The organism is Azospirillum brasilense, assembly GCF_007827815.1.
Classification (GTDB): domain Bacteria; phylum Pseudomonadota; class Alphaproteobacteria; order Azospirillales; family Azospirillaceae; genus Azospirillum; species Azospirillum brasilense_C.
Window position 1 is genome coordinate 166,779 of sequence record NZ_VITH01000010.1, and the last position, 23,064, is coordinate 189,842.

Genomic DNA, 23,064 nt, shown 5'->3' on the forward strand with positions numbered 1-23,064 from the left:
TCGACGCATTTGTTTCTGTACAGCGAACTCTATTTCATTGCTGAAACGAAAGCATATGTTGGTATGCTTTTCACGCCGCGCTTTCTCCCCTGGCGAGCGCACGGCTTGGCGGCGTCAACCATTTGCGTGCAAAACACCGCACACCGATGTCACAGGTCCGGAACGCCGTGACCATGCCGGTGCTCGCCACTGAGGACGCGGACTGTCTGACCGCGTCACCAAGGAACCAGCGTCAGGACGCTCCGCCCTGCTGCATCTGGGCCGGCAGAATCTGCGGCGGCAGATGCCGGATTCCCGGATGACCGGGCGGAAGCCAGATCAGTTCCAGGGACGGCGACGTCTTCGCCAGAAGATCGAAGCCGAGCCGATGGTAAAACCAGTGGACGCGGGTCTCCACCTCGGCCACCGACAAGGTGATCGGCATGCGCATTTGTGCCGCGGTCCCTTGGAAGCTGCGCAGCAGATCGGTGCCGATGCCCTTGCCGCGGGCCAGACGGTGGATCTCCACCTCCGACACGCGCCAGTCGTAGCGGCCGAGATCCATGACGATCCGCCCCACCGGCTGGCCCGTCTTCTCGACGACGAAATCCAGATGCTCCGGATAGCGGGATTCCTGCCCCATGCGCCGGGCGCTGTACTGCTGTTCGTAAAGCGTCCGGATGAAGTCACGGTCATGGTGCGCCTTGGCCAGCCAGGGGCGCGCGTCCATGAACAGGCCCATCAGGAAATCCTCGTCCGATGGGCGGGGGAACCGCACCGTCAATCCGCCAAGCAGCGGCAGCGACCCATTCAGAGCAGCCATCGGCCACACCCCTTCCGGTAGCACAAGCGTGCGCCCTGAATAGCTGAAGATGCGGTCCCGACGCAAGAATCGCCACCATGGACCATCGGCGCGACGATGGCTGAACGAGTCGTCCGCCCCCGCCGCGCGCGCCTGCCCGGCGCGCGCGGCCCAGCGACCATGTTCCGCAACGGCTCGACACCGTCGGCGCTCCACCGCCGATTCGATGGCTGGCAAATGCATACGGCAATATGCAACCGAAGGGTTTTATTACAATGATTGTAACCGGAAAAATGTCATTTTGTATCGCCTATTGCTCGCGCCTTAGCCTATTAGGAGAATATGTCGGTATGTTTTCCATCACATTCGGCGGCGTGGCGCGTCGTTGGTGAGACGCTGGCCGAAGGCCGCCGCAACCGGTTTCATAAAACAGGAGGTGTCGTCATGGAAGTCTACCTCGGCCTGGTTTTCCCGTTCACCGGCGCCTATGCCCCCCAGTACACGGCCCAGTGCCTGGGCCAGCAGATGCAGGTCGGCCAGAACCAAGCCCTGTTCGCGGTCACCGGCGCGATGTACGGCGGCAACGGCACGACCAACTTCAACCTGCCGGACCTGCGCGGCCGCGTGATGGTCGGTTCGGGCACCAGCCCCTACCTCAACAACCAGACGCTCAACCCGGGGAACTTCGGCGGCGTCGCGAACAACACGCTCACCCAGCAGAATCTGCCGGCGCACATCCACGCCGCGACCTTCTCGCCGGTCGGCAGCAGCACCAGCGCGACCGTCACCGCCGCCGCGGCCATCCCGGTGAGCACCGTCGTCGGCGCCAGCAGCACCCCGGCGGGCGGCAACAACTATCTCGGCGCCCTCCGGCTCAACGACACCGTCGGCGCCGGCATCGAGCTGGAGGGTCCCTACAGCTCCGGCACCGCGCCGAACGGTTCGGCCCTGGTCGGTTCGGCCACCGGCACCGTCACGATGGGCGGACTGACGGGCACGGTCAGCATTTCTGCGGGCGGCGGCGTCACCGCCCCGACTCCGGTGAACAACATGCAGCCCTATCTGGCTTTGACCATGCTGATCGTCACCAGCGGCATCTTCCCGATGCGCGACTGATCCGGGATCACTCCCCGATCGTCGACCACCGGATGGACGGATGCGGCGTTTTGGCTTTGCACGCCCGGAACGACCGCCGCACTTCAAGACCCTGAGCCCGGACCTTTGAGATGACCATCGACATCGCCTCCATCTCCCACGAGATGTTCGCTCCGCATCTCGGCCAGACGTTCCGTTTCGTGGCCCCGGAGGACGGGTCCGTGATCACGGAGGTCGAACTGACGAAGCTGACGCCGCGGCCGGAATGCACGCCGCGCTGGGCAAAACGCACGTCCTTTTCGGCTCTGTTCGAAACCTACGGCACCAGCCAGCTGTGGAACGGCTATTTCCAGATCGACCATCCGACGATGGGATTGCTGGGCCCCTTCTACATCGTGCGGATCATTCCGCGCGACCCCGGGCGGGGCTGCTTCGAGCTGGTCCTGAACTGAGTCCGGCCGCCGGTTCCTTCGCACACCATCGTGCACCGTCCGTCCCAGCGCATCGATTCCACCGGAGATTTCGCCATGGATTTCTACATAGGATCCGTCTTTCCATTCGCCGGCAGCTTCGCCCCCGTAAACACGCAACAATGCCTGGGACAAGCGGTCAACTCGGCGCAGTTCCAAGCCCTGTGGGCGATCACGGCCGGGGCCTTCGGCAGCGCGAAGGACAACTCGACGTTCAACCTGCCGGACCTGCGCGGCCGCGTGATGGTGGGGCCGGGGACCAGCCCCTACACCAGCACCACGCTCATCAACGGCTACGCGGGCGGGAAGCAGTACACGACGATCATCGGCAACAATCTGCCGATGCACACCCACGGGGCCGCCTTCCAGGGTGGCAGCGCGGGCGGCACCGTCCCGTTCAACGCGACGGTCACCGTTCCGCTGAACCCGGCGGTCGGCACCGGCAACATCCCGTCCGCCATTCCCGCGGTGCTGGGTGGCCAGTTCGTCGACCCGAGCACCGACGTGAGCGTCGACGGCCCCTACATCCCGGCCTCCAGCCTGCCGACGCCGCCGACCGGAAGCTCGCTGACGGGCGCGCTCTCCTCGCAGGGCACGGTCAGCGGCGGCCCCACAGGCGCCACCGTGGCGGTGAGCCCGGGCGGCGGCGTCGTCTCAACCCCGGTCGCCCTCAACAACCTGCAGCCCTACCAGTCGCTGTTCTTCTTCATCTTCATGCTGGGCTATTTCCCGTCGCGTGATTGACGCGGAGCGCCCCGGTCCCTTCCGGTGGGCCGGGGCCCCTTCCCCGCAGGGCATCGGCCGCCCCCGTGCCGATGCGGTCCAGCAACTCGTCCAGAAGATCGGCGAAGCGCTCCCGCGCGGCGCGCTCCATCAGGCTGTGATCGGCCCCGGCGAGGCGCTCCATCCACAGCCCGCCCATCCGGCGCAACCGTCCGCCGTCCGTCCCGGCCTGCGCCTCCAGCTCGCCCAGCGTCACATCGCCCGCGCTGTGCACCATCAGCGTGCGGACTCCGCGGTCGGCCAACGCCTGGAAGGCGTGGAGCACATCGTCGCGGGCGTAGCCGCGCCCCGTCAGCCCGGCGCGCAACCGCCCCGCCCCGATGCGCAGGCGGCGGGCCGCGCGCTCCGACAGGCCACGGGCGACGCGCGACGCCTTGCGATCCTGGCGCAGGATGGCCCGCCACACCGCCGGCTCGGTCAGCCGGGGCAGATAGGCGGCGGCCGGCTTCACCGCGCTCCCGATGGCCTCCTCCTGCGTCACTCCGTCCCCCAGCGCGAAGCGGCCTGGATTGACCAGCGCCAGCCCCACGACCCGCGGGTCGGCCAGCGCGACGCGCAGCGCCACCGCCGCCCCGGCGCACAGCCCCACGGCCACGGCGGCGCCATGCCCCGCCGCCGCCAGCGCGCCCAACCCGGCCTGCGCATCCTCCACCATGTCGCGGCAATAGATCAGCCCGTCGCGGCGCCCCGGTTTCGACGCGCTGTCCCCCAGCCCGCCCAGGTCCATCCGCAGCGACGCGATCCCCCGCGCCGCCAGCCGGCGGGCCAGCCGCACCGACATGCGCCCGGTACCGCTGTGCGGCGTGGCGCCGCTGTTCAGCAGAAGCACGGCGGGACGGCCGGCGGGGGTCGCGGTGTCGGGTTCGCAGAGGATGCCGAACAGACCCGCGCCGGCACCGAAGCGGAGCGGGCGCTCCACCGCGCCGGCAAGGCGCAACCGGGGTTCGGGCGGATGCACGGTCGAGGCCGTTCCGGTGGACGCTGGATCCGACGACAGCCAAGCCGCCGTCCGCGCGAAGGCCGAACAGTCCGAAGCGGCGTTCTGGACGCTGGTCATCAGCCGCGCGTGATCCGGGAAGGGCGCCTCCTCCACGGCGGCGCCCAGCGCGCGGAACCGCTCCGCCACGGCGGCGGCGCGGCCCTCCGGTCGGTCGAGGATCAGCACGCGCGGCGCTGGGACCTCGGTCAGCCGCACAAGATCGAGCCCACGCAACGCCTCCGCCGTCTCCAGGGTCAGGCGGAAGCCGGCGCTGTCGATCCCCTCCGGCCCCACCGCCGGCGGGGCGCCCGCCGGCCGGTCGGCAAGCAGAGCCACCGCCCGCAATTCCTGCAGGAAGGCGCGGCCTGAAGGAAAGGGGGAGAGCAGGACCAGGGCGTCCGCCGCCGCCCGGCGCGCCGCCGCCGCGGCGAGCAGCCCGCCAAGCCGCAACCCCACCAGGGTCACCTCCTCCACCCCAGCCACGGCGCGCAGGTGGTCGGCGGCGGCGCGGATGCCGTCGAGCCACGCCTCCAGCCGGGCCGGATCGTCCTCGGCGCCGGCGCTGTTTCCGGTGCCGGGATAATCGAAACGCAGAACCGGCAGCCCCGCCGCGGCCAGAGCCTGCGCAAAGCCGCGCCACGGCCGATGGGTGGCCAGCGCCTCACTGCCATAGGGCGCGCACAGCACGACGCCGCGCCGCCCGGCGGCCGGGTGCAGCCAGCCGAAACAGCCCTCGAACAGAACGGGTGCGGCAGGGTCGGATGTGAGCCGATCGGGTGTCATGCGGTCCACCGGTAGCGCGTCGGGTCCAGACCGTTCAACGCATGGACCTCGCCATCGGGCACCGCGGCACCGGGATGGCGCTGGATCAACCGCAACCGACGTTCCTTCCCCGGCGGCAGATGGAACCACTCCTCCTCCCCCCGAAACCCGTCATCCTCGATGTGGACGGAACGGGCGAGGCGCCGGCTCGACAGGATCAGCGCCCAGCCCTCGTCCGTTCGCTCCACGCGGGCGCCGAGGCCCAGCTCCGCGCGCTCCATCCGCCCGCCTTGGAGAAAGTGGAAGGCGTCCGCCACCAGCGCTCCGGACCGCGGGTCGGACAGCGCCGCCACCACCGAGTCGTGGGTGGGCGGACCGAACCGGTAAGCACCGGTCAGATCGATGAAGCGGTCGGCGAGAGACGACGCCGGCATGGCGTGGGCGCTGCGCGGCGGCAGGGTGAGCGAGCGCTCGGCCCGCAGCACCGGGACCTCGCCCCGCCGCAGGGCAGTCAGGGTCAGCACCGCCTCCACAGGTTCCGCCGTCTCGTTCAGCAAGTGGATCGCCAGCCCGTTCACCCCCTCGTCGGTCAGCAGCACCTGCACCGGCCGGAAGGCGCGGTGCAGCGCGTACCACGCCGCCTTCGGCACGCCCGCGGAATCGACCACGCCCCAGCCGGCCCCCGGCCAGACGTCCTGGAACATCCAGACCAGCCCGCCCGCGCAGGAGGAACCGGCACGCCGCCATTCCGCGAAGACGGCCTCCATGACCTCACCGGTCACGGCGCGCGACAGCCGCGCGTAGCGGTCGGGGTCCTCATAGCGCAGGATCATGGGATCGCCGCCGTGCAGCGTCCGCAAGTAATGGTCCCGCACATCCTCGAAATCCCACGGGGCGCCGGGGTCGCGCGGCACGCGCGCCTTCCAGCGCGGGTCGTGGACCGCCGGCACGCCGGGCAGCGCCCCGGCGGCCGGCATGTTGGCAAAGGCGAGGCACTCGGAGGCGAAGCGAACATTCGCCCGGCGCGCGTCCTCCAGCGGGCGGAGATAGGCGCCGACTCCGTAGTAATGGGTCACCCCCGCGTCGGCGGCGAAGGGCAGCGGCCCGCCGGTCGGGGAGTTGGCGATGTAGGGCACGTCGGGCCGCCCCCGTTCCGCCTCGTCGCGCAGGACGGTGTCGAACAGCGGTTGGCTCCAGCGCTCGCGCGGCAGGCCGAGCATGGCCGCCTGCTGCTCCGCCTCGCTGCCGCCGCACAGCACGGCCAGTGACGGCGACGCCTGGACCCGGTCGAGGAATTGCGCCGCCTCTTGCCGCACGCCGTCGAGGAACGGCTCGTCGGCCGGATAGTCGAAATTGGCGAACATGAAGTCCTGCCAGACGAGGATCCCCATCGCGTCGCACAGGTCGAAGAAGGCATCCGCCTCGTAGGCGGCGATGCCCGGCACCCGCAGCATGGTCATGCCGGCCTGCCGTGCCAGCTCCAGCCAGGGAGCGTAGGCGTCCCGCGTTCCCGGCAGGGCCACAATGTCCGGGCTGCTCCAGCAGGCGCCGCGGCAGAAAACCCGCTCCCCGTTGATGCGCAGGGCGAAGCCGTCGCCGGGCTCGCGCTCGATGCGGCGGAAGCCGGTGCGACCGAGGCCGACGCGCGCGTCGCCGACCGACGCGCGCACGGCGTGGAGCGTCGGCTTGCCGTGGCTGTGCGGCCACCAGGGCTCGATCTCCGGCAGACGGAGTTCACCGCTCAGCTCCCCCTGCCCGGTCCAGCGGAGCGGAGCGCGCGCCTCTCCCACCTCCAGCCAGCCCGGCGGCCGAGCGGAGCCGCCCCAATCCGCCGCCAGCGTCAGGGACAGGCGCCCGTCCCGCCCCTCCAGCGTGGCCCGCAGGTCCGCCGAGCGGACGCGCAACGGTCCATCCTCCGTGATCAGCTCCACCGGGCGCCAGGGGCCGACCACCGGCACGGGCGGGCACCAGCCGGGCATGTGCCCCAGCAGCGTCGTCCGCACGGCGCGCAGACCCGCCGGCTCGGCCAGCCGGACCGGCCAGCGCCCGCGCCCATTTCGTCCCTTCAGCACCGGGTTCAGGGCGCGGAAGACGAGGCGCAGCGCGTGCGTCCCGCACAGCGTCACCGGAACGTCGTGGCTCTGGAACATGCTGTCGCTGGACAGGATGCGCTTTCCGTCCAGCCAGACCTCCGTGACGGTGGCGAGGCCGTGGAAGCGCAGCGTGCAGGCCACCTCACCGGTCAGCCGCAACCGGTACCAGACGTCGCGGTCGTGCAGGGGCAGCGGATCACCCAGCCGGTAGAGCCCGGCCGCGCGCAGCGCCTGGGCGACGGTGCCCGGCACCGGGGCGGGCAGCCAGTCGCCGCCGGGCACCGCTCCCGGCTCGGTCACGCACAGTTCCCAGCCCTCGGACAGGGGCGTCACGCAGCGGCCCGTCACGGCGTGGAGGCGCGCCATCCTCCGTCACCCGCAGCTACGGGCCAGCGCGCCGAGCGCGCGGTCGTAGGCGCGCTCCATCGCCTCCAGCGGCTCCGCGTGATCGCCGAAGCGCCGCCGGTGCACGCCGCGCGCGAGCTGGAACTGGAGCGCCTTGGCGGTCGCGGAAAGGGTGGCGCAGGCCTCCGCCGCGTCCGCCGGCCCGCCGATCCAGCGCGCATACATCCCCAGAAGCTCGAAGTTCGCCCCGACCTGCCGCAGCGTGTTGAAGGCGTAGAGGTGGAAATAGTCCATCGGCCGGGCGGCCAGGACCTCCAGATGCTCCGGCAGCGCGGCGCGGAAGGCGGCGATGGGGTTGCCCGCCGGACGGCGGCGCAGATGGTCGGACAACAGCGCGCGTGACGCCTCGATCAAAGTGTCCCCTGCCAGGGCCGGGCCGCCGCGCTTCACGAACTCCACGTAGGGGAACAGCGGTGCCGGGGCGAACAGGCCGTCGTAGTCTTCCCCCTCCAGCGTGAAGCGCCCGGCGTTGTGGATGTAATCGAGCCATCGCGCGCCCGCGTCCAGGCCGAGGATCGCGATGGTGGTCTTGACGTGCTGCGCGCGGTAGGAGGTCCCCCGCGTGTCCGGCAGATGAAAGCCGTCGACCTCGACCAGCACCGGACGACCGCGCGCCACCTGCACCGCCGCGTGGGTGTCCACCCGGTCGTAGAGGGCGAGTTCCTGCACCTCCAGCCCGTAGAGGCGGCGCAGGTCTTCCAACGGCACCTTGAAGAAGGTGAACTGGTCGCCTTCGAAATCCTGCGCGACGGTGAAGGCCAGGGCGGCCATCGGCTCCATCCCAAGCGCCCGCAGCAGCCCGAGCCACAGATCGGTGTAGCAGTTGGTCTCCGCCCAGTCGCGGTCCGGCCTGTCGAGCGGATGCGCCATGCCCGGCCTCCCCTGCCCGCTCAGCCCCACAGGACGGCGCGCACCGCGGCGGGCCACGCCTTCACGTCCAGGCCGTGATGGCGGAACAGCGCCAGCGCCACCCGTTCCATCCCGAAGCCGACGCAGGCCGTGTGGGCGACCGCCCCATCGGGCGTCCGCAGGTCCCAGAGCAGCCCGAAATGGTCCTGGTGGTAATTGAAGCTGAGGCAGGCGGTCGGCTGGTCCGCCGACGCGATGGGGATCAGCAACTCGAACTTCAGCCCCTGGTCGCGCTGGCTGGCCGCCAGCATCCGCCCGGCCCGCCCGAAAAAGGGGTCGTTCGCCAGATCGACGGCCACCGGCAGGGCCAGCGATTCCATCAGCGCCCGTCCCCGCTCCACCCAGCTTTGCCGGAACTCCATCACCTGCTCCGGCGTGCCGGCGCGCACATACTCGCGCATCCGGAACAGCTGCATCCGCGCCGGGTCCAGCGACGGCTCGTGGCGGAAGCAATAGGAATAGACATCGACCAGCGCGCCTTCGGCGGCCAGCGGCCCGCGCTCGGCGATGGTCGGATAGACGGGGTAGCAGGCGGCAGGGGTCAGGACAACGTTGGTCGCCATCTGGGAGTCGGTCCACTCCTCCCCTTCCTCCAGCCGGCGCAACAGGGACTGGTGGGCGCGTTCGTCGCCCTTGAAGGCGTGAACCGTGCCGGCGAGGTGCGGAAAGCTTTTCAGATAGCCGCTCTGCTCGAACTGGTGGCGAGCCACCCCCGGGGGGAAGCGCATGACGTCCGCCCCGTCGCCGCCGCCCCAGGTGGTGATCAGGTCGTTGAAGCGCTCCACCACGTCTTCGAAGACGCCGCTGCGGCCGTACAGCCCGTCGACGCCCGTGGGGATCAGCAGCCCGGCCGCGACCAGCGCGTCGCGGAACGCCGCCTGCCCATTCTCCACCGGTGTGCCTTCTGCCCGCATGTCCATCCGCCGCATTCCGTTCCGAAAAAGTCTCAGCCGAAGAGAGAGCCGTTGTCCCTGTGCGCCAGCAGCAGGTTCGCCGTGTTGCCCAGAATCCGGTCGTTGTTGATCATTAGCGGCGCCGAGTGCGCGTCGCGCAGATGACGGCCCAGGCTGTGGGGACTGTCGTTGCGGTAGGCGGACAGCCCACCCGCCAACATCGCCTGCCCGACGATCCGGACCACCATCTCCGCCGCTTCGGTCTTCAGCGTGTTCATGGCGACGGCGAAGCCCAGGGCGGTGAGGCGGTCGGGATCGTCGGCCGCCTCCTCGAACCGGGCAAGCGCGCCGCGCACCATCCCGCGCATCGCCTGAAGCCCGGCGGTCGCCTCGGCCAGCCGGCGCGCGCCCGGCGGCGGGGTGCCGGGACGCTTGCGCGCCTCCGCCCGGATGAAGGCGGCGGACCGCGCCACCGCGTCGGTCGCGATGCCCAGCCAGACGCTGCTCCACAGGATGTGGGTCACCGGCAGCATGGTCCGGGCGGAGATGTCGGCGTAGGGCAGCGGCAGGATCTGCGCCCGCTCGGCTTCCGCCACCAGACGGTAGCCGACGCTGCGGGTGCCGCGCATGCCCAGCGTGTCCCAGCCGCCGATCTCCTCCAACTGCGTTTGACCGCGCAGGACCGGCACGATGACCTGATCGGAGGGCGGCGAATCCGCCCCGCGCCGCGCCGTCACCAGGATCGCGTCGGCCTCCGCCCCGTAGGAGATGACCGTCGCCTGCTTCTCCAGCCGGAAGGCGCCACCGGGCTCTTCCCCGACGGCGCAGGCGCTGGAGCGAACGTCGCCGCCGATTCCGGCCTCGGTGGTGGCGGAGGCGAGCAGAAGCTGCTCCCCGGCCAGCCGCTCCAGAAAGCCGCGGTGCCAGGCGCTGTCCTGGCCGTGGCGGACGAGGCAGGCCACCTGGATCTGGTGCATGGCGTAGATCAGCCCGCTGGACGGGCATTTCTGCGCCAGGGCGTGGGCCACCGCCGCCACGTCGGCCAGACCACCCCCGCCGCCGCCGAAATCCCGCGGCACCATCAGGCCAAGGAGCCGCGCCTCCTTCAGGGCTGCGAAGGCTTCCGCGGGGAAGCGCGCCTCACGGTCGACGCTGTCGGCATGGCGTCCGGCGATGGCGGCGGCTTCCGCAGCGACCTCCGGGGCCATCGCCGCCGGACCGTCGGGCGCAGCCGCTCTCATCCAGCCCCCAAGCCGCCCGGCGCCCCGTCCAGCAGGCCGGCGACCGCCGCGCGGATCGCCGCGATGCTCTCGAACGTGCGACGGCGCAACAGATGCTCCGGGAACTCGACGCCGTAGCGCTCCTCCAGAGCCAGCATCAGGTTCACCGACCCGTGGGAGGTCAGACCGGCGGCGTAGAGGTCGTCCTCATCGGACAGGGTGGAGGCGTCGATGGCCAGCCAGCCGCTGTCGGCGAGAAGCGCCCGGATGTCGGCCGTGCTGACCGCCGAAGCATCGCCGCCCCGCGGCGCCGACCCAGCGGCGATCTGCCAATCCGGTTGGCGCATGCTCATTCCCCTTACCCCCTATTCAACCTCTGGCTTTTCCAACCCCGGCACAACGCCACAAAACCTTAATTGTTCTGCGCTTCACGCTGCTTTTCCGTATGCCCCGGATGCTTTTCGGATGCCAACCGCTCCTCTTGCTTAACACCTGTGGCGATTGCCGTTTCCCCGGACGGCTCTACCTTCTCCGGCGGTTCATCCAACACTCAAGGAATCGGGAGGTCACCATGGCTGTGCGGCAATCGGATGCGGAATGGCGGGGCAATCTGGCCCAGGGGTCGGGCACGATGCGGCTGGGCAGCGGTGCCTTCGAGGGCGCCTACTCGTTTCCGTCACGCTTTGAGAACGGCACCGGCACCAACCCGGAGGAACTGATCGCCGCCGCGCACGCCGGCTGCTTCTCGATGGCGCTGTCCGCCGGCCTGTCGAAGGCCGGGCACACGCCGACCCGCGTGCACACCACCGCCCGCGTCCATCTGGACAAGGCCGGCGACGGGTTCGCCATCACGAAGGTCGAACTGGACTGCGAGGCCGAGATCCCCGGCATCGACGCCGAGACCTTCCGGCAGCAGGCCGAGGGTGCGAAGAAAAACTGCCCGGTGTCCAAGGCGTTGACCGGAACCGAAATCACCCTGAACGCCCGGCTTCTCTGATCGCATCCGGCCCGGCGGCCTGCGAAGGCGCAGCGACCGCCGGGCCGGCACCGCTTCACCCATTAACCTCCGGTGCGGGAATTTGCCACATCGACACGGCCGAAGCGGGGCTGCGGTCCGATGTGAATACGGTTTTTGACAATTTTCTGCATTTTCAAATCAGCCCATTCTTGAAATCGTTAATTGAGAGCATGCCAACATACTGCATAACTTGGCTAAACCTGCGCACTCCCCAACGGGCAAGACCCCACTCCAACTTTCACTGCGCAAGTATCCATAAATCCATCACCTCTTTTCCTGCATAATTTAAATGATTTGGCAAAAAATAAATTTCGAATTCTCATACGTTTGTATATTTTATCTTGGCGGCAAAGCGACGCACCCGTTATGATCGAACGGTGTAAACCATTGGTCGTAACGCTTACGCCCCGCTCGCAAGGTGAATCGCCCATGCCGCCGTCGCCGTCTCCCCTCGAGTCGATCCGCCAAAGCCTGATGTCGGGCGGGCGCCTGCCGGCGGTGGTCGCCGCCCCCGTCGCGCTCGGCGTGTCGCTGGCCGCAAGTGCAGCGCCGATGGACACGCTGACGACGGTCCAGAACCAGACCTTCTATCCGACCGCCGGCAACATCCTCATCACCAGCACCGGCGGCGTCGTCGACAGCGGCACCGGCAACCAGTACACCGACCTGACCACCGGCGTGTGGGTCAAGTCGTCCGGCGGATGGACCCTGACCAACCAGGGCACGATCAAGATTTCGGTCGACACCAACTTCTATCAGGCCGACGGCATTTACGCTCAAACCTACGGCACCATCATCAATTCCGGATTGATCTCGGTGCCGAAGACCTACCACGGCATCCTCCTGGCGAACTCGGCGGGTTCGCTGACATCGGTCATCGAAAACACCGGAACGATCATCGGCAATTGGTCCGCCATTGAAAGCTCCCACGCCCTCACCCTCACCAACGGGTCCCCGTCCAACAGCGCCGCTCTGATCAAAAACGTGCGGCCGGCGACGGACCCCATGCAGACGGATTATGCGGCGGTCTCAGCCGCCTCCATTTCCAAGCAGTCCACCGTCACCAACTACGGCACGATCATCGGCACCGGCGACGTGCTGTCTGTCACCGGCCCGTCGACCATCGTCAACCACGGCACCATCGCCGCCGGAAGCGGTTTCAGCGCGATCAAGACCTTCGGCTTCGGGACGGGCAGCTTCATCAACCTGAAGGACGGCAGCGTGCTGGTCGGCGGCATCCAGGCCGGAGGGCAGAACCAAGTCCTTCTTCTGGAGGGCGGCGGCACCCTGTCCGGACCGGTGTCCGGCCTGACCACCCTCAACGTCAACGGAACGGAGTGGACGCTGGGGGGTGCGAGTTCGGCCACGACCACGAATCTCCAGGCCGGCACGCTGCGCGTCAACGGCTCCCTCACCACCGGTCTGCAACTCAGCAGCGGAACGACGCTGACGGGCACCGGAACGGTCGTCGGCAACGTGACCAGCCTGTCCGGGACGACCGTGACCCCCGGCGGCTCCGGCGCGCCCGGCACCCTGACGGTTACCGGCAACTACACGCAGCAGAGCGACAGCACGCTGGCGATCCGGACGACCTCCTCCGCGGCCAGCAAGCTGGCCGTCACCGGCACCGCCACGATCGGCGGCGACCTGTCCGTCACCTCCACCGGCAGCGGCTACGGCGACAGCACGACCTACACCATTGTGACCGCAACGGGTGGTGTGTCCGGCGCCTTCACCGCGATCACCGGCAGCGACGCGACGCTGACCCCGACGGCCACCTTCGACACGGCGAACAACCGGATTCAGCTCACCCTGACCAAGGTGACGCCACAGCCTGAACCGGAGCCCGAACCGGAGCCCGAGCCCGAGCCCAATCCGAACCCGAATCCCAACCCCGGTCCCGGACCGACGCCGAACCCCGATCCCACGCCCACTCCGACGCCCACTCCGCCTCCAACGCCTCCGGCAACCGGCGTGATCGACACCAGCCGCCCCAGCTTCTCCAACAGCGACGGCGCGGTCCAGGGCAGCTCGGTCACCTTCGACGGCGGCACGCTGCGCCCGGCGTCGCCGCTGACCGTCGGCCAGTCGGTCACCGTGACCAGCCAGGGCGGCACCATCGCTCCCAACGGCAGCACCGTCACCCTGGCGGGCGCCGTCGGCGGCAGCGGCGCGCTGACCGCGTCCGGCCCCGGCACGGTGGTCGTCTCCGGCCAGCTCGCCAACGCCGGCGGCCTGTCGGTGGGCGACGGCACGGCGCTGACCATCGCCAGCAGCGGCGTGGTCGCGGGCGGCACGCTGGCCCTAAACAACGGCGGCAGCGCCACGGTCGGCGGCGTCGTGGCCGTCCCGGTGACGGTGGCCCGCGGCGGCGCCATGACCGTCGTCGAGGGCGGCGGCGTCGGCGGCACCCTAGCGGTGGAGGGCGGCACCCTGACCGTCGCCGCCTATGGCGCGGTCAACGGTGCGGTCACCGTGACCTCCGGCGGCAGCGCCACCCTGGCCGGCGCCGTCATGGCCCCGGTCACGGTGGGCGACGGCACCGTCACTGTGTCCGCCACCGGCATCACCGGCGCGGTCAATGTGGGGAATGGCGGTTCGGCGACCGTGAATGGCGTGGTCTCCGGCTCGCTGACCACCAGCGCCGGCTCGACCTTCAGCGGCGGCGGCACCGTCCGCGGCCCGGCCACGCTGGCCGGCACCGTGTCTCCGGGCAATTCCCCCGGCGTGCTGACCTTCCAGTCCGCGGTGACCCTGACCGGCACCAGCGTCCTGAACGCCGAGATCGATGGCCCGACCGCCGGCTTCGGCGCCGGCAACCACGACCAGATCCGGGTGCAGGGGGCGTCCTTCACCGCCGCCGGCACGCTGGCTCCGGTGCTGCGCAGCATCAGCGGCGACGCCACCAACGCCTACACCGCCACGCTGGGCCAGAGCTTCACCATCGTCCAGGCGGACGGCGGCGTGACCGGTGGCTTCGCCGCCGTGACGCAGCCGACGGCGGGGCTGGAGACCGGCACCCGCTTCGACACGCTGTACGACGCCACCACCGTCCGGCTGGTGGTCACGCCGACCAACTACGCGGTCCGCGGCGGCACGCGCAACCAGCAGGCCGCCGGCGCGGCGGTGGACGCGCTGCGTCCCGCCGCCGGGGCGCGGCTGGAGGGCGTCGCCGCCCCGCTGTTCAACGGCCTCTACGGCCTGCCGGGCAACGGCATCGCCGGGGCGCTCGACCAGCTCTCGGGCAAGCTGCACGCCGACACGCTGGCCGCCGACCGCACCAGCCGCCGCCTGTTCGGCAGCGCGGTGGAAGGCCGCCTGTCGGCGCTGCGCGGAGGCACGGCGTCCTCCTCCGGCGTCCGGCTGGCCGGCAGCGGCAACGGCACGAGCGCCGTGGGCGAAACCGGTGAGGCCCGCGGCTCGGGCGGCGTGTGGGGCCAGCCGCTGGCGGCCTACAGCCGGACCGGCTCGGACGGCAACGCCGCCGGCACCACCGAGCGCATCGGCGGTTTCCTGCTGGGCGCCGACCACAGCTATGAGAATGGCGTGAGCGGCGGCGTGGCGCTCGGCTACCTGCGCAACCGCGTCACCTCGCGCGACGGGCTGGGCAAGGCCGACGTGGACAGCTATCAGGCGACGCTCTACGGCTCCTGGAACCTGCGCGGCGCGGCGGACAGCCCCTATGTCGAGGGCGCCATCGGCTACGGCTACGCCAACTACGACGCCTCGCGCGGGATCGCCTTCGGCACTCTGGGCCAGGGCGCCAGCGGCAGCGCCGACGGTCATGATTTCTCCGCCGAGATCGCCGCCGGGCACCGCATGGCCTTCGCCGGGTCGGACAGCGCCTGGATCGAGCCGCGGGCCGGCCTGCGCTTCGACCGCATCACCCGCGAGGCCTTCCGCGAGTCCGGCGGCGGCGTGGCGCTGGACGTCGAGGCGGCGGGCTGGACCAGCCTGCGCAGCGCGGTCGGCGTGCGCGCCGGCACCAGCGTGACGGTGGGCGGCTGGCGCCTGCTGCCCAACGCCGCCCTGGCGTGGGAGCATGACTTCGCCGACGCCACCGCCTCCACCACCAACCGTCTGGGCGGGGTGGCCTTCACCGCCGACGCCAGCAAGCCGGGCCGCGACGCCCTGGTGATCGGCGCCGGGCTGGGCGTGGCTCTCGACGACCGGCTGACCGCCACCATCGGCGTTCAGGACGCGATCCGCGCCCGCGAGAACACGGTGTCGGCGACCGCCGGCCTGAAGTGGAAGCTGTGAGGACCAGGACGGCGATGCGCAAGGCCATCATCACGGGAGCGCTGGCGGCGCTCCCCCTCCTCTTCGCGGGCGGAGCGCCCGCCGGAGCTGTGGAGCCGGGCAAGACCTTCGGCGACTGGCAGACCGAATGCGAGACGCCGCCCGACGGCAAGCCCCGCTGCTTCATCTCGCAGACCCGCGTGATGGAGAACAAGGAGGCGAAGCAGGCGACCCGCATCCTCAAGGCTTCGGTGGGCTATTTCGCCCCGGACGGCAAGGGTGTGATGGTCGTCATCCTGCCGCTGGGCGTCGACCTGCACGCCGGGGCGGCGCTGACCATCGACGACGGCAAGCCGCTGCCGCTGACCTACCAGCAGTGCATCCAGGACGGCTGCCTCGCCAACGCCCCGATGGACGAGGCGACGCTGACCGCGCTGCGCCGCTCCAAGGGCGCGCAGATCACCGTCCGCCCCTATGGCGGGACGCAGGCCGTAGCCTTCCCGCTCTCCACCAAAGGGATCACCGACGGCTTGGCCGCCCTGAAGCCCTGATGTTGCGTCCGGTCACCGCGGCGACGGCGCCGCGGATGGCCTCATCCCACCGTCCGGGCGTCGGCTGCCGGTGCAGCGTGACGGTGGGATACCAGGGCGTGCCGCCGCGGCCGAGCAGCCAGCGCCAGTCCGGCGCGTAGGGCAGCAGAACCGCGGTCGGGCGCCCCATCGCCCCGGCCAGATGGGCGACCGCCGTGTCCACGCAGACCACATGGTCGAGCTGCTCCAGCACCGCCATGGTGTCGGCGAAACTCTCCAGCTCCGGCCCCAGATCGACCAGCGGTGCCGTCCCGTAATAGCGGGCGGCCTCGGCCTGCGCCGGCCCCTTCTGAAGCGACACCAGCGCGGTCTTCTCCAGCGCGAAGAACGGCGCCAGCCGCGCGAGAGGCAGGGAGCGGTTGCGGTCGTTGCCATGGCTCGGGCGCCCCGCCCAGACCAGCCCGACGCGGCGGTAGCCGCGGGGGAGCAGCCCGTCCAGACGCTCCGCCCAGCGCTCTACCCGCTCCGGCTCGGCCCGCAGGCTGGGGAGCGGCGCCGGTATCGTGTCCGGCCTCGTGCCGAACAGCCCCGGCAGGCTGGACAGCTCGGCGTGGGCAGCGAAGGGCGGCGCCTCCTCCCAATCGGTGACCGTCCGGCAACCGCCGGGAAGGGACCGGATCACCGGCCGCATGTCCGGGCTGCAGGCGACCACGAGATTCCGGCAGAGCGCCGCCGCCATCGGCAGGTAGCGGGCGAACTGGATGGTGTCGCCGAAGCCCTGGTCGGCAACCAGCAGAAGAGTGCCCTCGGGCAAGGGGCGGCCATCCCAGGACCGTGCGGCGGTGTGCCCATGCCGCTCCAGGACGGCGGGCGGAATCAGCGGCGGCACGCCGGGAAGGCGCCAGCGCCAGTCATATTCGCGCCAGCCTTCCTCCCATTGCCCGGAGAGCAGCAGCCCCTCGGCCAGTTCGAAATGCGGACCCGGCGCGTCCGGGGCGAGCCGGACGGCCCGCCGCTCGCAGGCGATGGACGCCGCGACCCCAAGCCGGTCGTAGAGAGCCAAGCCCAGATTGTACCAGCCCGCCGCGTCGCCGGGGTCGAGCGTGACGGCGCGGCGGCCATGGGCGGCGGCCTCGTCCAGCCGGCCTTCGCGGCGGCGGATTTCGCAGAGGTCGCTGTCGGACGGGGGCATGGGTGGCATGCTACAGGCTGTAGCCCAGCCCGAGAATGACCGGCTCCAGGATCGGGATCGCTGGCTTCAGATGAGTCCTGTAGGCGCGGTGACGGTCGATGGAGCGGCTGTAGAGCTTTTCCGCGACCTGGGCGTGGCTGGGCGTGCGGGCGTGGCGCCGGTTCTCCTCGAAGCGCAGGCAACGGCGGTCGAAACCCAGCCCCAGGAAGCCCAGCAAGCGCCGCACCGCCGGTTCCGGCTCCCGCACCAGATCCTCGTAGCGCAGCGGCAAGTAGCGCAACGGCATCTCCCGCCGGTAATGCTCCACCAGATCGAACACCCGCAGGACGTGGCGCGCCGCCGTCTCGACATCGTTGGCGCAATGGAAGCCGTGGGTGAGGTTGGTGCCCATCATCGACAGCACCACGTCCAGCGGATGGCGCAGCACATGCACCACCGGCGCCGAGGGGAACATCAGCGCGATCAGGCCGAGATGCGTCTCGTTGAAGGGCATCTTGTCGGTGAACAGCGTGTGGCCGGGCTTGGCCGGAACCAGCTTGCGGGCGTGGCGGAGGTAGGCGTCGCGCAGCCGCTCCAGCCCGTCTCGCTGGTCGCCCATCCACAGCTCCGACAGCGCTTCGGGATAGCCGAGCGGGCTGCCCAGTGTCTGCGGCAGCGCCCGGACCACCGCGCCGAGCGACGGCAGTTCGTCCCCCGCAGCGATGGCCGGATGGCTGGAGAGGATCTGCTCGACCAGCGTGGTGCCGGAACGCGGGGCGCCCACGATGAAGACTGGCTGCGGGCCGGCGGCGGGCGTGGCGGGCCGCGGCATCAGGCGCAGGCGCGGCGCCACGAAAAAGGTGGCGAGGCGCGCGATGAGGTCCACCGCCTCCTCCTCGCCGTAGCGGCGCCCGGCCTGCCGCAGCAGCGCCTTGCCGGCGGCGAAGGCGGCGAAGGCCTCGTCGTGACGGCCCAACCGGTCGAGAATGCGCCCGGTCTCCAGCAGCGCGTCGGGGTCGGTGCCGCCATGGCGGGCGGCCGAGGCGTGCAGGACGGCCAGCGCCGGCTGTCCGGCCCCCTGCCGGGCCAGCAGGGCCGCCGCGAAGGTGTCGGCGCCACGGTGGCCGGGGTCGAGACGCCGGGCACGGTCGACCAGCCGTTGCGCGGCGGGAAGATCGCGGGCGGCGTCCTCGGTCTGCGCCCAGCCGTGCCAAGTCAGGGCGATGGACGGATGCAGCGCCGCGGCCCGGCGGTAGGTCCGCCGCGCCTCCTCCAGCCGGCCCTGCCGGGTCAGGCTCCAGGCGAGGTTGGCGACCGTCGCGGCGTCCGGCGGCGCCAGGGCCAGCGCCCGGCGGTAATGGAACTCGGCGGCCTGGGGCCGGTGGGTGTCGGCCAGCACCAGCGCCATCAGCGTGTGGCAGCGCGCGTCCTCCGGCGCCAGCCGGACCGCGTTGCGGGCGTGAGGCTCGGCGTCAGCCGCGCGACCGGCCTGGAACAGCCGCCCGGCCAGCTCCTGCGTCGCCGCGAGATCGTCGGGAGCGGCCCGCAACCGCCGCTCCAGCGCCGCGGCGTCGGGGGCGCCGCTCGGAGGGGCGTCGGGCGTGGTCGGCATGACAGGCGGGTCCCATGGCGGCTGAACGCCCTCATGGGCGCGTGGTACGGCGCCAGGATAGGGAAGCGCATGGGTGGCGGCAAGGGGCGTTCCCTCTCCCCTCTGGGGAGAGGGTTAGGGTGAGGGGGTTGCGCTTTTGCCGGACGTACCGAAACGCACATCCCCCTCACCGGCCCTCCGGGCCACCCTCTCCCCAGAGGGGAGAGGGTTATGAACGCGAAATGCAATGGCTTTGGCGCCCTACCGCCCCACCCAGACCGGACGGCGCTTCTCCAGGAAGGCCGCGATGCCCTCCTGATAGTCGGCGGAGAGGTAGCAGAGGCGCAGCAGGTCGGCGTCGCCGTCCGCCGGCAGCCCATGGTCGCGCCAGCGGCGCAGCGCCTCGCGCGTCGTCCACAGGGTCAGCGGGGCGAGGCTCGCCAACTCCTCGGCCAGCTCCTGGGTGCGCTCGGCGAGGTCGTCGTCCGGCACGACGCCGCGCAGGGCACCGGCGCCGGCCAAGTCGTCGGCGCTCAGCAGGCGGGCGCTGAAGATCATCTCCTTGGTCCGCGCGGTGCCGAGGATCGCGGCCAGCCGGGCGAGGTTCTTGATGCTCAGGCAGTTGCCGACCGTGCGGGCGATGGGGAAGCCGAAGCGCACCGACGGCGTGGCGATGCGCACGTCGCAGCAGGCGGCGAGCAGAGCCCCCTCCCCAACGCAGGCGCCGGCCAGGGCGGCGATGGTGGGAACGCGCACCGCCTCCAGCGCCATCGCCGCGGTCTCCGCGCGGTCCTCCAGAATCGTGTAGTCCTCCGGTGTCTTGACGCTCTGCAGGCAGGAGAGGTCGGCGCCGGCCATGAAGGCGGGCTTGTCGCCGGCGGCACCGGTCAGCACCAGGGCCTTCACCGCCGGGTCGGCATTGACCTCCCGGCAGATGTCGATCAGCCGGTCCTCCATCCAGGGGGTAATGGCGTTGCGCGCCTTGGGACGGTTGAAGATCACCCACTGGACGGCGCCCCGCCGCTCGGTCAGGATTTCGGGCAAGGCGTCGGCCTCGCCGGTCGTGGCGATGGTCATCGTTCGGACTTTCTTGGTTTTAAGCCGCGATCAGGCCGCCGGCCCGAGGATCTGGCAGGAGCCGATGGGAAGAAGCGCCGTCACCACGCTGCCCGGAGCGAAGCTCTGAGCGGGCGGAATGAAGGCGCGCAGTGTCCGGCCGCTCCCCAGATCCACCAGCACGTCGCGATACTCCCCGAGATAGGCGGAGCGCTGGACCGTGCCGGACAGCACGTTGCAGCCCTCGGCGTCCGGCGCTTGGTCCGCGCCAAACAGCCGGACCTGGGAAGGCCGCACGCACAGCGACACCGTCCCGCCATGCGCCGCGCCGCTGCGGTCCGGGGCGGTCAGCACATGGCCGCCGACGCGGATGGCGCCGTTGCCCTCGCTGGTCCCGGCCAGTTCGTTGTTGGCACCGATGAAGGTGGCGACGAAGGCGTTGGACGGCCGCTCGAAGATGTCTTCCGGCGAACCGAGCTGCTGGAGATGGCCCGACTTCATGACGGCGATGCGGTCGGCGGTGACCAGCGCCTCCGACTGGTCGTGGGTGACGTAGACGGTGGTCAGGCCCAGCAGGTCGTGGACCTGCCGGATCTCGAACCGCATCTCCTCGCGCAGATGGGCGTCGAGGTTGGACAGCGGCTCGTCGAGCAGGAGGATGCGCGGTTCCACCGCCAGCGCGCGGGCCAGCGCCACGCGCTGCTGCTGGCCGCCCGACAGCTCCGACGGGTAGCGGTCGCGCAGCGCCTCCAGCCGGACGGTGCGCAGCGTGCGGTCCAGCCGCTCGGCGATCTCCGCCTTCGGCAGGCGGCGGATGGCGAGGCCGAAGGCCACATTCTCCGCCACGGTCTTGTGCGGCCACACCGCGTAGTTCTGGAAGACCAGGGAGATGCCGCGCTTCTCCGGCGGCAGCACCCCGCGCGCCGAGGACAGCAGCACGTCGTCGGCCCAGATCTCGCCCTCCGTCGGCGCCTCGAACCCGGCGAGGAGCTGGAGCGTCGTGGACTTGCCGCAGCCCGACGGGCCGAGCAGGGCCAGCAGCGTGCCGTTGGGGACCTGCAGGTCGATGCCGTGCAGCGCGGTGTAGGTGCCGAAGGACTTGCGGAGGTTCTTGATGCGGATCCCGCTCATGTGGGGAGAACTCCTTCCGCCGGGGCGGTTTTACGGCCGGATTTGCGAGAGGTGCGGCGCACGGTGGTCAGGCGCGTCAGGGGACCGGCGGCGGCCACCAGCGCCAGCGTGATGAGGAGGAGAAGGACGCTCATGGCGCAGACGGCCTCGTAATTGCCGCCGTCCTTGGCGTTGTAGATCAGCGTGGTCATCACGTTGGTCTTGGGCGTGATGAGGAAGACGGCCACCGACAGCTCCCGGATGATCGGGATGAAGACCAGGAACCAGCCCGACAGCAGCCCGCCGCCCATCAGCGGGATGGTGATGGACAGGAAGGTCCGCCCCTCCCCCGCACCCAGGCTGCGGGCGGCGCGCTCCAGCTCCGGCCCGATGCCCTTCAGGATCGACCCGCCATGGGCGTAGGCGATGGGCAGGAAGGTCGCCGCGAAGGCCGCGACCAGCAAAAGCGGTGTGCCGTAGAGGTTGAGCGGCGCCCGCGTGTAGGCGGCGAAGAAGCCGACCGACATGACGATGCCGGGGATGATGATGGGAACGGTGGTCACCGCGCCGAACAGGCTGGCGCCGAAGACCATCCGCCGCTCCACGATGTAGGCGACCACGGTGCCGAGCATCACGCACAGCGTCGCGGCGAACGTCGAGAACAGCAGTGAGTTGACGATGGCGGTGTGCGTCTCCGAATTGCCGAACAGCGCCCACCAGTACCAGTGCAGCGACAGGTTCTCCCACGACAGGCCCTGGCCCCAGGCGCGGGTCAGCGACACCAGCAGCAGCGCCGCGTAGGGCAGGAACACCGAGACCAGCGGCAGCAGCAGCGCCGCCCCGAAGGCCGGCCAGCGGGCGGCGCCCAGCGCGATCCGCCGCCCCGCCCGGCTCTTGCCGGAGATGGTGATGAACTGCTTGCGGCCCAGGATGCGGCGGCGCATCCAGAACAGCATGGCGGTGACCAGCAGCAGCGGCATGCAGTAAGCGGCCGCCATGTAGATTTCCGGCGGGAAGAGCTGGTAGAACTCCGCCAGCTTGGTCGTCACCACCGGGATGCCGGTCGGCGTCAGCAGGAAGGCCGGGACACCGAACAGCGTCAGCCCCTGGATGAAGGACAGGATGAAGCTGGCGATCACCGCCGGGGTGACCAGCGGGATCGTGATGCTGAGCATGGTGCGCAGCGTGCCGGAGCCCAGCGTGGCGGCGGCGTCCTCAAGCTCCACGGCCATCTCGTCGAGCGCGCTCGACACCATGGTGAAGCTGTAGGGGACGGTGTAGATGCCGCAGATGAAGATCGCCCCGGTCATCGAATAGATGTTCAGCAGCGGCCCGGCCTCCGCCCCGGCGAGCGAGCGCCACAGCGCGTTCAGCCAGCCGGAGTTGGGCGCCGCCAGCAGAATCCAGCCGGTCGCCCCGATGAAGGACGGGGTGACGAAGGCGGTCATCGTCAGCACGCGGATGGTGCGGCGGAACGGCAGGTCGGTCCGCGACACCAGCCAGGCCAGCGGCACGCCGATGCCGACGGCGATCACCGCGGTCGCCACGGCGAGGAGCAGCGAGTTGAACAGCGGCTCCAGCAGGTCCACCGACTGGAAGATGCGCGTGTAGTTGCCGAGCGTCCAGGCGCCGGTGATGTCGTCGTGGAAGCTGTTGTTGAGAACCCAGCCGAAGGGCAGGACCACCAACAGGAAGAGAAGAAGGGCGACGGCGCCGAAGACCACGGTCCGGGCGAGCGGCACGCGGGCCATCGCCGGGCGCGCGGTCGCCGCGGCTGCGCTGTCTGGGCTGTCCGTTGAAATGACCCCCATAGGGTCCGCCTCCATTGTCCGTACCATCCCTCGCCCCTCCGGGGAGAGGGTGGCGCCAAAGGCGCCGGGTGAGGGGGTTGCGCTTTTGCCGAACGTATCGACACGTGCAACCCCCTCACCCTAACCCTCTCCCCAAGGGGAGAGGGAA

General features: G+C 70.5%; 18 protein-coding genes. 6 read left to right on the plus strand and 12 right to left on the minus strand.

All coding sequences use genetic code 11. The features are described 5' to 3' along the window. Positions 1-232: 232 nt before the first annotated feature. Positions 233-802, minus strand: coding sequence for a GNAT family N-acetyltransferase (locus FBZ83_RS20980; RefSeq protein ID WP_145687984.1), 570 nt, complete (start codon positions 800-802; stop codon positions 233-235). Between the two features lie 423 nt (positions 803-1,225). On the opposite strand from FBZ83_RS20980, the gene FBZ83_RS20985 reads away from it, so the two are divergent. The 3 genes from FBZ83_RS20985 to FBZ83_RS20995 all read left to right on the plus strand — a co-directional run bounded on the left by FBZ83_RS20985 (position 1,226) and on the right by FBZ83_RS20995 (position 3,090). Next, complete coding sequence (locus tag FBZ83_RS20985; RefSeq protein WP_145687997.1) at positions 1,226-1,897, plus strand: phage tail protein; 672 nt, start codon at positions 1,226-1,228, stop codon at positions 1,895-1,897. A 110-nt stretch (positions 1,898-2,007) separates the two neighbouring features. Beyond that, the gene (locus tag FBZ83_RS20990) at positions 2,008-2,328 is read left to right on the plus strand and encodes a DUF6916 family protein (protein ID WP_145688012.1); all 321 of its coding nucleotides are present in this window, start codon (positions 2,008-2,010) and stop codon (positions 2,326-2,328) included. A 75-nt stretch (positions 2,329-2,403) separates the two neighbouring features. Further along, a complete protein-coding gene (locus tag FBZ83_RS20995) occupies positions 2,404-3,090 on the plus strand; it encodes a phage tail protein (RefSeq protein WP_145688022.1) in 687 nt (228 codons plus the stop codon). Here the strand turns inward: FBZ83_RS20995 and FBZ83_RS21000 are convergent. From FBZ83_RS21000 to FBZ83_RS21025, 6 genes are read right to left on the minus strand one after another with little or no spacing between them, the layout of a single operon-like run. Further along, on the minus strand, positions 3,059-4,891 hold the full coding sequence (locus FBZ83_RS21000; protein WP_186466150.1) for an alpha/beta fold hydrolase: 1,833 nt from the start codon (positions 4,889-4,891) through the stop codon (positions 3,059-3,061). The two genes, FBZ83_RS20995 and FBZ83_RS21000, sit on opposite strands and share 32 nt — an antisense overlap. Further along, entirely contained in the window at positions 4,888-7,329 is a 2,442-nt protein-coding gene (locus FBZ83_RS21005; protein WP_186466151.1) for a glycoside hydrolase family 2 protein, read from the minus strand. Before FBZ83_RS21005 ends, FBZ83_RS21000 begins: the two co-directional genes overlap by 4 nt. A 6-nt stretch (positions 7,330-7,335) precedes the next feature. Next, positions 7,336-8,238, minus strand: coding sequence for a DUF1839 family protein (locus FBZ83_RS21010; protein ID WP_145688026.1), 903 nt, complete (start codon positions 8,236-8,238; stop codon positions 7,336-7,338). 20 nt (positions 8,239-8,258) lie between these two features. Then, a complete protein-coding gene (locus tag FBZ83_RS21015; protein WP_247888404.1) occupies positions 8,259-9,197 on the minus strand; it encodes an amino acid--[acyl-carrier-protein] ligase in 939 nt (312 codons plus the stop codon). Between the two features lie 26 nt (positions 9,198-9,223). Next, positions 9,224-10,411, minus strand: coding sequence for an acyl-CoA dehydrogenase family protein (locus FBZ83_RS21020; protein ID WP_145688028.1), 1,188 nt, complete (start codon positions 10,409-10,411; stop codon positions 9,224-9,226). Next, the gene (locus FBZ83_RS21025) at positions 10,408-10,743 is read right to left on the minus strand and encodes an acyl carrier protein (protein WP_282186908.1); all 336 of its coding nucleotides are present in this window, start codon (positions 10,741-10,743) and stop codon (positions 10,408-10,410) included. The genes FBZ83_RS21020 and FBZ83_RS21025 overlap by 4 nt, the downstream gene beginning before the upstream one ends. 218 nt (positions 10,744-10,961) lie before the next feature. Between FBZ83_RS21025 and FBZ83_RS21030 the strand changes: the two genes are divergently transcribed. The 3 genes from FBZ83_RS21030 (at position 10,962) to FBZ83_RS21040 (ending at position 16,198) form a co-directional block, all read left to right on the plus strand. Beyond that, entirely contained in the window at positions 10,962-11,387 is a 426-nt protein-coding gene (locus FBZ83_RS21030) for an OsmC family protein (protein ID WP_145688031.1), read from the plus strand. Positions 11,388-11,837: 450 nt separating this feature from the next. Further along, on the plus strand, positions 11,838-15,668 hold the full coding sequence (locus FBZ83_RS21035) for an autotransporter outer membrane beta-barrel domain-containing protein (protein WP_145688033.1): 3,831 nt from the start codon (positions 11,838-11,840) through the stop codon (positions 15,666-15,668). Positions 15,669-15,682: 14 nt separating this feature from the next. Then, complete coding sequence (locus FBZ83_RS21040; protein ID WP_145688051.1) at positions 15,683-16,198, plus strand: invasion associated locus B family protein; 516 nt, start codon at positions 15,683-15,685, stop codon at positions 16,196-16,198. On the opposite strand, the gene FBZ83_RS21045 is transcribed toward FBZ83_RS21040, so the two are convergent. The 5 genes from FBZ83_RS21045 to FBZ83_RS21065 all read right to left on the minus strand — a co-directional run bounded on the left by FBZ83_RS21045 (position 16,167) and on the right by FBZ83_RS21065 (position 22,916). Further along, positions 16,167-17,369, minus strand: coding sequence for a glycosyltransferase family 9 protein (locus tag FBZ83_RS21045; RefSeq protein ID WP_145688063.1), 1,203 nt, complete (start codon positions 17,367-17,369; stop codon positions 16,167-16,169). The two genes, FBZ83_RS21040 and FBZ83_RS21045, sit on opposite strands and share 32 nt — an antisense overlap. A gap of 10 nt (positions 17,370-17,379) precedes the next feature. Beyond that, a complete protein-coding gene (locus FBZ83_RS21050) occupies positions 17,380-18,960 on the minus strand; it encodes a tetratricopeptide repeat-containing sulfotransferase family protein (protein WP_145688075.1) in 1,581 nt (526 codons plus the stop codon). Positions 18,961-19,200: 240 nt separating this feature from the next. Further along, positions 19,201-20,016, minus strand: a complete 816-nt coding sequence (locus FBZ83_RS21055; RefSeq protein WP_145688089.1) for an enoyl-CoA hydratase — start codon at positions 20,014-20,016, stop codon at positions 19,201-19,203. Positions 20,017-20,046: 30 nt separating this feature from the next. Then, positions 20,047-21,126 carry an ABC transporter ATP-binding protein gene (locus tag FBZ83_RS21060; protein WP_145688101.1) on the minus strand — a complete coding sequence of 360 codons (1,080 nt, stop codon included), beginning with the start codon at positions 21,124-21,126 and terminating at the stop codon, positions 20,047-20,049. Further along, on the minus strand, positions 21,123-22,916 hold the full coding sequence (locus FBZ83_RS21065) for an ABC transporter permease (RefSeq protein ID WP_186466152.1): 1,794 nt from the start codon (positions 22,914-22,916) through the stop codon (positions 21,123-21,125). The genes FBZ83_RS21060 and FBZ83_RS21065 overlap by 4 nt, the downstream gene beginning before the upstream one ends. Positions 22,917-23,064: the final 148 nt, after the last annotated feature.

What these genes read in the sequence shown, in the direction of transcription:
- FBZ83_RS21020 (WP_145688028.1), bottom strand. Translation starts at nt 10,411, where the DNA reads ATGAGAGCGGCTGCGCCCGACGGTCCGGCGGCGATGGCCCCGGAGGTC.
- FBZ83_RS21005 (WP_186466151.1), bottom strand. Translation starts at nt 7,329, where the DNA reads ATGGCGCGCCTCCACGCCGTGACGGGCCGCTGCGTGACGCCCCTGTCC.
- FBZ83_RS21010 (WP_145688026.1), bottom strand. Translation starts at nt 8,238, where the DNA reads ATGGCGCATCCGCTCGACAGGCCGGACCGCGACTGGGCGGAGACCAAC.
- FBZ83_RS20995 (WP_145688022.1), top strand. Translation starts at nt 2,404, where the DNA reads ATGGATTTCTACATAGGATCCGTCTTTCCATTCGCCGGCAGCTTCGCC.
- FBZ83_RS21025 (WP_282186908.1), bottom strand. Translation starts at nt 10,743, where the DNA reads ATGAGCATGCGCCAACCGGATTGGCAGATCGCCGCTGGGTCGGCGCCG.
- FBZ83_RS20990 (WP_145688012.1), top strand. Translation starts at nt 2,008, where the DNA reads ATGACCATCGACATCGCCTCCATCTCCCACGAGATGTTCGCTCCGCAT.
- FBZ83_RS21040 (WP_145688051.1), top strand. Translation starts at nt 15,683, where the DNA reads ATGCGCAAGGCCATCATCACGGGAGCGCTGGCGGCGCTCCCCCTCCTC.
- FBZ83_RS21055 (WP_145688089.1), bottom strand. Translation starts at nt 20,016, where the DNA reads ATGACCATCGCCACGACCGGCGAGGCCGACGCCTTGCCCGAAATCCTG.
- FBZ83_RS21030 (WP_145688031.1), top strand. Translation starts at nt 10,962, where the DNA reads ATGGCTGTGCGGCAATCGGATGCGGAATGGCGGGGCAATCTGGCCCAG.
- FBZ83_RS21035 (WP_145688033.1), top strand. Translation starts at nt 11,838, where the DNA reads ATGCCGCCGTCGCCGTCTCCCCTCGAGTCGATCCGCCAAAGCCTGATG.
- FBZ83_RS21000 (WP_186466150.1), bottom strand. Translation starts at nt 4,891, where the DNA reads ATGACACCCGATCGGCTCACATCCGACCCTGCCGCACCCGTTCTGTTC.
- FBZ83_RS21065 (WP_186466152.1), bottom strand. Translation starts at nt 22,916, where the DNA reads ATGGGGGTCATTTCAACGGACAGCCCAGACAGCGCAGCCGCGGCGACC.
- FBZ83_RS20980 (WP_145687984.1), bottom strand. Translation starts at nt 802, where the DNA reads ATGGCTGCTCTGAATGGGTCGCTGCCGCTGCTTGGCGGATTGACGGTG.
- FBZ83_RS21060 (WP_145688101.1), bottom strand. Translation starts at nt 21,126, where the DNA reads ATGAGCGGGATCCGCATCAAGAACCTCCGCAAGTCCTTCGGCACCTAC.
- FBZ83_RS20985 (WP_145687997.1), top strand. Translation starts at nt 1,226, where the DNA reads ATGGAAGTCTACCTCGGCCTGGTTTTCCCGTTCACCGGCGCCTATGCC.
- FBZ83_RS21050 (WP_145688075.1), bottom strand. Translation starts at nt 18,960, where the DNA reads ATGCCGACCACGCCCGACGCCCCTCCGAGCGGCGCCCCCGACGCCGCG.
- FBZ83_RS21015 (WP_247888404.1), bottom strand. Translation starts at nt 9,197, where the DNA reads ATGGACATGCGGGCAGAAGGCACACCGGTGGAGAATGGGCAGGCGGCG.
- FBZ83_RS21045 (WP_145688063.1), bottom strand. Translation starts at nt 17,369, where the DNA reads ATGCCCCCGTCCGACAGCGACCTCTGCGAAATCCGCCGCCGCGAAGGC.